General features: G+C 68.9%; 9 protein-coding genes and 1 tRNA gene. 5 read left to right on the top strand and 5 right to left on the bottom strand.

All coding sequences use genetic code 11. The features are described 5' to 3' along the window. Positions 1–300: flagellin (locus ME121_RS31680; RefSeq protein ID WP_274852555.1), on the top strand; the 300-nt coding region annotated here is incomplete at its 5' end. A 1284-nt stretch (positions 301–1584) separates the two neighbouring features. Here the strand turns inward: ME121_RS31680 and ME121_RS31675 are convergent. The 5 genes from ME121_RS31675 to ME121_RS31650 form a co-directional block, all read right to left on the bottom strand. Further along, positions 1585–2802, bottom strand: a complete 1218-nt coding sequence (locus ME121_RS31675; RefSeq protein WP_059410251.1) for a flagellin N-terminal helical domain-containing protein — start codon at positions 2800–2802, stop codon at positions 1585–1587. A gap of 686 nt (positions 2803–3488) precedes the next feature. Further along, positions 3489–3692, bottom strand: coding sequence for a hypothetical protein (locus ME121_RS31670; protein ID WP_012319471.1), 204 nt, complete (start codon positions 3690–3692; stop codon positions 3489–3491). 604 nt (positions 3693–4296) lie between these two features. Next, positions 4297–4372 (bottom strand) — tRNA-Lys (locus ME121_RS31660). A 100-nt stretch (positions 4373–4472) separates the two neighbouring features. Then, positions 4473–6038, bottom strand: a complete 1566-nt coding sequence (locus ME121_RS31655) for a 2-isopropylmalate synthase (RefSeq protein ID WP_059410250.1) — start codon at positions 6036–6038, stop codon at positions 4473–4475. Between the two features lie 330 nt (positions 6039–6368). Next, positions 6369–7160 carry a hypothetical protein gene (locus ME121_RS31650; RefSeq protein WP_246753223.1) on the bottom strand — a complete coding sequence of 264 codons (792 nt, stop codon included), beginning with the start codon at positions 7158–7160 and terminating at the stop codon, positions 6369–6371. A gap of 260 nt (positions 7161–7420) precedes the next feature. Here ME121_RS31650 and ME121_RS31645 point away from each other — a divergent pair, with 260 nt between their 5' ends. The 4 genes from ME121_RS31645 to ME121_RS31630 form a co-directional block, all read left to right on the top strand. Next, positions 7421–8158, top strand: a complete 738-nt coding sequence (locus ME121_RS31645; RefSeq protein WP_059410249.1) for a carbonic anhydrase — start codon at positions 7421–7423, stop codon at positions 8156–8158. Positions 8159–8300: 142 nt separating this feature from the next. Continuing rightward, a complete protein-coding gene (gene leuB, locus ME121_RS31640) occupies positions 8301–9410 on the top strand; it encodes a 3-isopropylmalate dehydrogenase (RefSeq protein WP_012319622.1) in 1110 nt (369 codons plus the stop codon). 113 nt (positions 9411–9523) lie between these two features. After that, the gene (gene ubiE / locus ME121_RS31635) at positions 9524–10309 is read left to right on the top strand and encodes a bifunctional demethylmenaquinone methyltransferase/2-methoxy-6-polyprenyl-1,4-benzoquinol methylase UbiE (RefSeq protein ID WP_012319623.1); all 786 of its coding nucleotides are present in this window, start codon (positions 9524–9526) and stop codon (positions 10307–10309) included. Between the two features lie 31 nt (positions 10310–10340). After that, on the top strand, positions 10341–10765 hold a 425-nt coding region (locus ME121_RS31630; RefSeq protein ID WP_491892933.1), incomplete at its 3' end, for an AarF/UbiB family protein.

Below are 10765 nucleotides of genomic sequence, written 5' to 3'. Positions count from 1 at the left end.
GGCAACTTCCTGCTGAACTCGGACGTCAACAAGACGCTGGCCACCCTGACCAAAGCCGACGCAAGCCTGAACTCCGCGGCGAGCACGCTGGGCTCGAATCTGTCGGTCGTTCAGAACCGCCAGGACTTCTCCAAGCAGCTGGTCAACGTGCTGAGCACGGGCTCGGCCAACCTGACGAACGCCGACCTGAACCAGGAAGCGGCGAACTCGCAGGCGCTGTCGACCCGTCAGTCGATGGGCATCTCGGCCCTGTCGCTGGCCAACTCCGCACAGCAGGGCGTCCTCCAGCTCCTGCGGTAAGAGCAGTCTCCTTGATGGACATGGCGGCCGGGGCAGAGCGACCCAGCTGCCTGTCATTCGATCCGCGCGCCCGGCCCAGCTGAGCGTCGACCGTTCAAGGTCGGCTCCAACCCTGCGCGCTGACAGCCTGCGCCGAGCGGGCTGTCCCTCCTGCATCGGGTCTCGCCGATGCCGCGCGTTCCGTCATCCCAGCAGCGATCCTGATCCGGACAGCGCGCGCAGCGAGCCCTACATGTCAACGACGCCTACTGAACAGCCGACGCGTCGGCCTGGCCGCCCACGACTCGCTGTGCACGAGCGGCGACGCAACAGCATCTCGTTTCATGTGCGCGACGATTTGCGCAGAGCCATCGAGCATCTGGCCAGGGTCAATGGGGTATCCCTCAGCAAGCAAGTGGAAGCCTACGTCGAAAAATGCGTCCTCGAAGACGTAGTCACACGGGCTGCAAATTACCCAGACTCCATTGATCCCGTCCTTGCGACGATATTGAACGATGAAGCTCCGGCGGCGAGCGCCTGAGGCATGGGCTCGCAAGAGTTCGGGAGCGGGGTGGTCCGTTGGCAGACATCGAGGGCATTCCTCGATGCGCAGCACGTCACCGGGCGACATTCCGGTTCAGCTCGCTGGCCGCGCGGCCGTCAGCCTGTAGCCGCGCCAGCGCGACGGCGGGGTGTCTCCCGGGCTTTCGGCCGGGAATGCCCACACGCTCTACCAGCTCAGTGGCGGTCGACGGTTCGGACGTCTGCGCCGCCAGCACGCCAGGGCGAGGGTCCAAACGCGGCCGGGCGCGTCGAGACGATGGGACCTTCGGCATGACGCCGGGCTAAAGTGAGTCGCCGTCCACGACGAGTCCGCGGCACGCGGCGAGGTGCCACAAGCCTCCGCTCGCGGTCGGCGAAGGTCGCAGTCCGGTTTCGACCCGGTCCAGCCGCGACCCCTAGCCTGTCGGAAGCCCAGAAGCCGACCTTGCTGGCAGAGTGGTGCTCACGTGTCGGGCCCTAAAGTCACGCCGAGAAGATCCGCGTTATCTCGAAATTTTTCAATCGGGGAATTTCTGCGGTCCTGATCTGATTGTATTTTGGCACGAAGCTCTGCAAGCCCTCACTTGGCAATTGTCGAGCGAGTCGAATTTGTCGATGCCAGCTCCCGACGAAGCTGAGTGATCGTTCGGCAGTCGGTCATGACAGTTTCGCTTTTACCCGCGCGCGCTTGCATGATGTGCGCTCGATCGAAAGCGGCCGGAGCAGAGCTCCGGCCACCTCATTAGTTGAAAAGACGGTTGCTTACCGCAGGAGCTGGAGGACGCCCTGCTGTGCGGAGTTGGCCAGCGACAGGGCCGAGATGCCCATCGACTGACGGGTCGACAGCGCCTGCGAGTTCGCCGCTTCCTGGTTCAGGTCGGCGTTCGTCAGGTTGGCCGAACCCGTGCTCAGCACGTTGATCAGCTGCTTGGAGAAGTCCTGACGGTTCTGAACGACCGACAGGTTCGAGCCCAGGGAGCTCGCCGCGGAGTTCAGCGTGTTGCCGGCGCTGGTCAGGGTCGCCAGGGTCTTGTTGACGTCCGAGTTCAGCAGGAAGTTGCCGAGACCGTTCTGGCTCGACGAGTTGTTCGAGCTGGTGATCGACGACAGACCGAGACCGCTCGCCGTGGCGTCGACCGAGGCGACGTTGAGGGTCGAGCTGCCGGTGTTGTTGAACTTGATGTTCAAGTCATTGCCCTTGCCGGCAATGAGGTTGACGCCGTTGTAGCTGGCGTCGCCGGCGAGCTGCGTGATCTGGTTGAGCAGGTTGTTGTACTGGTTCGCCAGCGAGGCGCGCTGCGTCACGCCCGAGATCGACAGGTCGCTGGAGACGACGGTGCTGGCGGCGGTGCCGTAGGTCGAGGCGGTGGTGGCCGAGGCGGTGAAGCCGAGCGCCGTCTGGCTGCCGGAGTTCTGGAATTCGACGTCCGCCTGGGCGTTCAGGACGATCTTGGTGCCGGTGCTGTCGACCGAGAAGATCGCGCCGGCGCCGAACGAGCCGCTCGACGCGGTCGAGGCCGAGCTGACCGCAGAGTTCAGGGCCGCGACGGTGGCGCTGATGCTCGAGGAGGCGGCGACCGTGGCGGAGACCGAGGTGCCGTTGATCGTCAGCAGGACCGTCTGGGAGGCGGTGCTGGCGCTGTAGGCGTTGGCGGCGGTGCCGGTGGTGGAGAGCTGGGTCGAGAGCGCCTGGTTGGCGATCGACTTGGCTTGGTCCACGAGCTTCTGGATCGAGGTGATGCCCTGGTTGGCGGCCTGGATCGACTGGATGCCGTTGGAGACGCCGTCGAGGAGCGTGTTCAGGCTCGAGGAGCGGCCGTCGAGGGCCTGAGAGGTGAAGAAGTTGGTCGGGTTGTCGAGGGCGGAGTTGACCGTCTTGCCGGTGGCGAGGCGGTTCTGCGTGGTCGCCATCAGCTGGGCGGTGTCCTGCAGCGACAGCAGGTTCTGGCGCGTGGCGGCCGACAGGGTGATCGAGGACATGGGGCTCTATCTTTCTGGCTCAACATGCCGCTTCTGCGGCAATCTCATGAGCAATAATACGGATGTCAGATCAACTTGGATTCGGAAACAATCTAGAAATTAAGATATCACAGTAAACGGCCCAATAATTGACGTCAGCGTCTAGGACTTTGCTTAAAGTTGAGGGCGCGGGACATTCGATCGCCCGGCAGTTGATTTGCTGCAACTTGAGGCGGCTGGGACGCGACCGATACAATCCGGCGTGTCTTCAGCAGCACCTGTCAGCCACGCGCATCTGCCACACCACGTTCATGCGCACTCGGCAAACTGCCTTGCCGCTATCCGAGCCGACATCCGCCAATCTATCGTCGGAGAGTCCAGGGCCGACTCAATCAAAATCCAATCGAGCATCCATCTTGTTCGTTGCCTGGACGCGAGACGGCCGCGGGAGGGTCACGAACGGCCTTCAACAATCGGGATGTCTGAGACAGAGACCGAAGAGCGACGTCTGCTTCGATGCGGTTGCCGTCCAACAGCGAACCGGCAGCAAACCACCCGTAGCGGACGTCGCGGAACTTCCGGACTGGGGCACCAGCGGACGGCAGTGCTAGCGGTCGATTTCGTCGCCGATCGGCGCCACTGCGACGCCGGCGGCCCGAAGCGCGGTCACCGCCTTCATGATCGGGTCGGCGGCGGCGTCCATGCCGCTATCCCAGCGCGATCAACATCCAGGTGCGCGCCTTCGCCATCAGGTCGCCGTCCCCGGCTTGAGGGTCGGACGCGATCACGCGGTCAATAATCTCGCGCGCGTCCGCGCCGCTCATCCCGATTCCCTGCACGAAGCCGCTCAGCCGCTCGGAGAGACGTTCGATGGTCGCCGCGCGGTCGGCGCTCGGATCGGTCTCGCTCATTCTTTCACCGGATGGGCCAACAGGATCGTGGTCCGGACCATGTTGCGCTTCCAGGCCGGCTTTTCGGTGGTCAGCGCCTCGGCGGCGCGCGCGTCGGTGCGGAGCGTCTCGACGAGGTCGAGCGTCCAGCCCTTCGCGAGCGGCTAGGCCTCGGTTGCCAGATCCGCGAGCACGGCGTCGACCGCGGCGTCGATATCCTGATCGGTCACCTCGGCGGCCTTGCGCAGTTCGGTGACGGGCGGGGGTTCTTTGGCCATGGGCCGGCCAATTGCAGCGTGGTCGTCGTCGAGTCCATGAGGCCGACCCGCACAGCGAGGGCGAGCAGGTCGCCGTCCGTCAGCGTCTCGCCGTCGACCGGCCAACAGGGCAGCCCGCCTGTCCATGGCCCCACGGTGTGCCGCGGGCTCGAAGCGCCGCAACAGCTTCGCTGATCGGATCGTGGCCATCGCTCATGAAGCGACGCTACCGCGAGCCGAGGAAGCGCGTCGAGGCTGGCTGACCGCAGAGCGGTTCGGGAGGCGGAGAGGGGGGGCTTACCGGTTCGCCCTGCTTACCATGCGCTTACCGGGATCGTGATCCGGTAAGCAGGAAGTAGGCTAAGTCTTGGTGGGCGCACTAGGGTTCGAACCTAGGACCCGCTGATTAAGAGTCAGCTGCTCTACCAACTGAGCTATGCGCCCGATCGCGTCTGCGACCGCCCGGTGGCCACCAAGTCCGTCCGGGGTGGCGGGCTGATACCAACGCGGCCGGGGCCTGTCCAGCCCCGGCCGCAGCTTTTTCTCATTCCGCCGCCGCATGCTGTGCATGCACGCGCACGGAATGGGCCGACAGCTTGTTCAGCGCCGAGAGATACGCCTTCGCGGACGCCACCAGCGTGTCCGGATCGGCGCCGCGCGCGGTGACGCTGCGCTCGCCGTCGCGCAGGCGCACCGAGACCTCCGCCTGCGCGTCCGTGCCGCCGGTCACGGCATGGACCTGGTAGAGCTCCAGCTGCGCCTGGTGCGGGACCAGCGCCGAGATCGCGTTGAACACCGCGTCCACCGGCCCGTTGCCGTCCGCCTCCTCGATCCGCGTGCCGGTCTCGTCGGCGATCCGCAAAGTCGCGCGCTGCGGGCCGCGGGTGCCGGCGATCACCGACAGGGAGACCAGCCGGATCCGGTCGTGGGCCGTGGCGAGGTTCTCGTCGACCAGCGCCTCGATGTCCTCGTCGTAGACGTGCTTCTTCCGGTCGGCCAAGGCCTTGAAGCGGTCAAAGGCGTCCTGGAACTGGTTGTCGGACAGGTGCAGGCCGAGATCCTCCAGCTTGGAACGGAAGGCCGCCCGGCCGGAATGCTTGCCCATCACCAGGGAGGTCTTGGTCAGCCCGACCGAGGCGGGCGTCATGATCTCGTAGGTCTCGGCGTTCTTGAGCATGCCGTCCTGGTGGATGCCGCTCTCGTGCGCGAAGGCGTTGCGGCCGACGATCGCCTTGTTGAACTGCACCGGGAAGTTCGTGGCGTGGCTCACGAGCTTCGAGGCGCGGGTCAGCATGGTCGATTCGACGCCGGTCTGGTAGGGCAGCACGTCCGCGCGGGTGCGCAGCGCCATCACGATCTCCTCGAGCGCGGCGTTGCCGGCCCGCTCGCCGATGCCGTTGATCGTGCACTCGACCTGCCGGGCGCCGCCCTCGATGCCCGCCAGGGAATTGGCGATCGCGAGGCCCAGGTCGTTGTGGCAATGGACCGAGAACACGGCCTTGTCGGCGTTCGGCACGCGCGCGCGGACGTTCGCGAACATGTCGCGGTACTCCGACGGCGTGGCGTAGCCGACCGTATCGGGGAGGTTGATCGTCGTGGCGCCGGCCTTGATCGCCGCCTCGACGCAGCGGCACAGGTAGTCGAGCGGCGTGCGGGTCGCGTCCATCGCCGACCACTCCACGTCCTCGACGAGGTCGCGGGCCTGGGCCACGGTCTTCAGGATGATCTCGACGACCTCGTCCTGGCTCTTGCGCATCTGGTGCGCGAGATGGATCGGCGAGGTCGACACGAAGGTGTGGATCCGCGCGCGCTTGGCGTGGCGCACGGCCTCGCCGGCCCGGGCGATGTCGGCGGGGATGGCGCGGGCGAGGCCCGCGATGGTCGCGCGCTTGGTCCGGCGGGCGATCTCGGAGACCGCCTCGAAATCGCCGTTCGACGCGATGGGGAACCCGGCCTCGATGATGTCGACGCCCATCGTGTCGAGCAACTCGGCCACCGCGAGCTTCTCGTCGAAGGTCATGGTGGCGCCGGGGCACTGCTCGCCGTCGCGCAGCGTGGTGTCGAAGATCAGGATCCGGTCGCGGGCGGAGGCGGTGCTGGTCGTGGTCATGGCATTACCCTGTCGCGGGCCGCCCGGCACGGGATGGCGCGGCGCGGCGTGGTGCCCTCGCGGGCGGATTCGCGAATGAAAGAACTCCCCTGAAGGCCCAGGCGCGCGCCCGGACGGCCCTCAGGGGCGGGTAAGCAGGAGCGGAAGAAGGAGCCCGGAGCGGCGCGCACGGGACCGAAGCGCCGTAGAGGCGGCGCGGGCGGTCTCGGTCGCTGAGCCGGCTCTGGCCAAGGCTCGTCTCTCCTGTCGGCGGCCCGCGCGGGACGGTCTCACGGCGCGGTGCCGCCCGTAGGTATCCCCGCAGCGGCCGGAACACAAGCGAGACCGGCGTCAGGACGCGCGGGCCGGGACGGTCGCGGCCGGCGGCGCCGTGAGGATCGCCGCCGCGAGATCGTCGTAGAACAGCATCTGCCCGGCGGCCCAGGCCTCGAATTCCGCCAGCAGCGTCGGATCGAGGGCTGTCAGGCGGCCGTCGGTGATCCGGATCCATCCCGCCGCCTCAGCCTCGCCGAGCAGATTGCCGATATGGGCCCGCGACACGTCCAGCCGCTCGGCGAGGCCGCGCAGGCTGAGCGAGACCGCCGCCGGCGCTCCGGGCACCGTGACGGCGTAGTGGGCCCCGACGAGGGCGGTGAGCAGCGGGTAGCCGCAGTCCCGACCGGCGAACTTGAGCACCCGCGGGAACGGGGCGATGAGCGTGCCGTGCCGCAGCACGTGGGCGGCCGACCGGCGGACCAGTTCCCCGAGCCAGTCCGGGCCGTCGAGCGTCCCGGCGCGGCCGGGGTCGCGGCGCTCGACGGCGTCCATGGCGGCGACGAACAGGCGCCCGCTGCGCGCGATCTCGGTGACGAGGGCCGGCGCGGCCTGCAGGCATTTCACCCGCCCGTCGCCGCGGTCCGCCACCGCGGTGACGAAGCGTCCGGCCTTCAGCGCCGACACGAAGCCGGCCGTCTGCCGCGGGCTCGATCCCACCATGGCCTGCAGGGCCGTCAGGGTGGGGCGGGGGCCGCCGTGGTGACGCCACGCGTAGTCGTTGTGGATCAGCATGAACGAGACCACGTAGCGCCCGATCTGGTTGAGCAGCTTGTGGCTGGGCCAAACTATCTGCGCCGGCTCGATCATGCCCCGGCAGTAACCGGCGACCGCCGGGCGGAAATCGCGCTCGGATCGAAGCAGAGCGATCCGATCCCGGAAATGATCGTCCAACATCCGTGCCCCGGTTCAGCCGGCTCCGGACCGGAGGGATGCCCCGCGCCCGGCCTCAGGTCCAGGATTTCCTGCAAAGTTTGGACTCTGTGGTGAAGAACGGGCCGGGATACGACTCGCAGTGCTTGTCTCAGCGCTGCCGAAGCGAGCGGTCCGCCGGGCCTGGCCGGCGTCAGATGCAAAGGGGACCGTCCACCGTGTGCGATCTGCATCGACCCTCTCTCTCCCGGCGCGGCCTGCTGGCGGCCGCGGCGGCCGGTACCGCGATGGGGGCTTCCGCCGGGATCCGGCGCGCCGAGGCGGCCCTCGACGGGGCGCGATCGAACGCCATCACGTCCGAGGCGGCCCTGACGCGACTGCGCGACGGCAACGGCCGCTACGTGGCCAACACGCCGGCGAATCGGGACTTCGCGGCCGGTCGCGCCGCGCGCGCCGCGGCGCAGTACCCGATCGCCTGCATCGTCGGCTGCGCCGACGCCCGGGTCGCCCCGGACTTCATCTTCGACCAGGGACCGGGCGATCTGTTCGTCGTCCGCGTCGCCGGCAACTTCGTCACCACCGACGGCCTCGCCAGCCTGGAATACGGCGTGTCGGTACTCGGGGCGCCGCTGATCCTCGTGCTCGGACACTCCGATTGCGGGGCCGTGAAGGCGACGATCGACGTCATGAAGACCGACGCGACCCTTCCCGGTCATCTCCCCGTACTGATCGACGCGATTCGCCCGGCGGTGGACCTGGCCGAGAAGGCGCGGGCGCAGGATCCCCTGGCCGAGGCCGTCGCCCAGAACGTTCGGCACAGTGTCCGGCGCCTGCAACAGGCCGGGCCCATCCTCGCGGAGGCCGTCGCCGCCGGGCGCGTGAAGGTCGTGGGCGGCTTCTACGACATCGGCACCGGCCGGGTCGCGATGCTCTGATCGCGGGGGCGCGATCCGCCCCGGTGCGCGGGCGGGCGCCCGGCCGATGCGGGACGCCGATGCTGGACGCCGATGCTTGCCAATGACGGTGCAGCCTCGATAAAGCCCGCCGGCACGTCGAGACCGAACCCGCGAGACCGTCATGGCCAGCTACAAGCTCCTCCTCCTCCCCGGCGACGGGATCGGCCCGGAGGTCGCCGGCGGCATGCAGGTGGTGCTCGACACCCTCAAGGAGACCGGTCTCGCGACCTTCGAGACCGAGACCGACCTCGTCGGCGGCTGCGCCATCGACGCGCACGGCGTCCCGCTGGCGGACGCGACCCTGCAGCGCGCCAAGGACGCGGACGCGATCCTGCTCGGCGCGGTCGGCGGACCGAAATGGGCCGGCGTCGCCTACGAGAACCGCCCCGAGGCCGGCCTGCTGCGCCTGCGCAAGGAGCTGGACCTCTTCGCCAACCTGCGCCCGGCGATCTGCTACCCGGCCCTGGCCGAGGCCTCGGCGCTGAAGCGCGAGCTGGTCGAGGGGCTCGACATCATGATCGTCCGGGAGCTCACCGGCGGCGTCTATTTCGGCGAGCCGAAGGAGATCACCACGCTGGAGGACGGCTCCAAGCGGGCGGTCGACACCCAGGTCTACACGACGGCCGAGATCGAGCGGATCGCCCACGTGGCCTTCGACCTCGCGGGCAAGCGCTCGGGCCGGGTCGCCTCGGCCGAGAAGCACAACGTGATGAAGTCGGGCGTCCTCTGGAAGGAGGTCGTCACCAGGGTGCACGCCGAGCACTACGCCGACCTGCAGCTGGAGCACATCCTGGCCGATAACTGCGCCATGCAGCTGGTGCGCCGGCCGAAGCAGTTCGACGTGCTGGTGACCGACAACCTGTTCGGCGACGTGCTCTCCGACATCGCCGCCATGCTCACCGGCTCCCTCGGCATGCTGCCCTCGGCCTCCCTCGGGGCGGTCGACGCGAGCGGCCTGCGGCGGGCGCTCTACGAGCCGGTCCACGGCTCGGCCCCCGACATCGCCGGCCAGGACAAGGCCAACCCGATCGCCATGATCGGCTCGCTCGCCATGTGCCTGCGCTACTCCTTCGGCCTCGGCGACGCCGCCGACGCCCTCGACGGCGCCATCACCGACGCCCTCGCGGGCGGCGCGCGCACCGCCGACATCGCCGGCGCCGGTGTCAACCCGATGGGCACGCGCGCCATGGCCAGCGCCGTGGCGGACGCGCTCCGCGCCCGGGTCGGCTGAGACACGTCTTCGGCGCGTCGCAGCACCGGGTCCGATCCCCAGCCGCCTGTTTCGACGCATGGCGGTCGGGCGCGACCTTCGCTATGACGCGCCCATCGAGGATTGGGAGCGTCATGAAGGCCGGAGACGGGGCGTCTGAGCGCGCGAGCGCGGATTTCGGCTTCGAGCGCGTGGCGCTCGACGAGAAGCAGGGGCGCGTCGACAGCGTCTTCCACTCGGTCGCCCGCCGCTACGACATCATGAACGACCTGATGTCGGCGGGCCTGCACCGGGCCTGGAAGGCGCAGCTCGTCTCGATGCTGCGGCCGCCGCAGAACCGCGCCTTCGCGCATCTCGACGTCGCCGGCGGGACCGGCGACGTGGCGTTCCGCGTGCTGGCCGCCGGCGGTCCGCGCACCCGCGTCACCGTCCTCGACATCAACGAGTCGATGCTGCGGGTCGGCGCCGAGCGGGCGCGGGAGCGCAGGGTCGACGAGGCCGGCGACCGGATCGCCTTCGTGACCGGCAACGCCGAGGCCCTGCCGCTGCCCGACGCGTCCTTCGACGCCTACACGATCGCCTTCGGCATCCGGAACGTGCCGCGGATCGAGACGGCCCTCGCCGAGGCGCGGCGCGTGCTGAAGCCCGGCGGGCGCTTCCTCTGCCTGGAATTCTCCGCCGTCGACATTCCGCTGCTCGACCGCATCTACGACGCCTACTCGTTCAACGTGATCCCGCGCATCGGCGCCCGGGTGGCCGGGGACGCCGAGTCCTACCGCTACCTCGTGGAGTCGATCCGGAAGTTCCCGACCCGCGGCGCCTTCGCGGGCATGATCGAGCGCGCGGGCTTCCGGCACGTCACCGACCGGGCGCTCACGGGCGGGATCGTGGCGATCCATTCGGGCTGGAAGGTCTCTTGAGCGCCCCCGCGCGCGACGGGAGCCAGCACCGGTGATCAGCGCCGCCGTCAACCTGTTCCGCGGCGCCCGGGTCGGCTTCGTGCTGGCCCGCGAGGGCGCCCTCGCCTTCGCCGATCCCTCCGAGCTGCCGCCGCACCTGCGGCTCGCCCTGCGGATCGGCCGCTCCCTCGAGCGGCCCGGCCTCGACGACGGGGCCGCCCGGCTGTCGGCGGCCATGACGCGCCTCGGCCCGTCCTACGTCAAGTTCGGCCAGTTCCTGGCGACGCGGCCCGACATCGTCGGGATGCGCGCGGCCTTCGACCTGGAGAAGCTGCAGGACCGGGTGCCGCCCTTCCCGCAGGCGGTCGCGCTCCGCACGGTCGAGGCCGCCCTCGGCAAGCCCGTGAGCGCGCTGTTCGTCTCGTTCAGCGAGCCGATCGCGGCCGCCTCGATCGCGCAGGTCCACAAGGCGATCGT

Origin of the sequence: Methylobacterium sp. ME121 (assembly GCF_000974725.1) — a bacterium.
In the GTDB taxonomy this organism is placed as follows: Bacteria; Pseudomonadota; Alphaproteobacteria; order Rhizobiales; family Beijerinckiaceae; genus Methylobacterium; species Methylobacterium radiotolerans.
The sequence above is the reverse complement of the archived record's forward strand: the minus strand, read 5'-3'. Positions and strand labels throughout refer to the sequence as shown.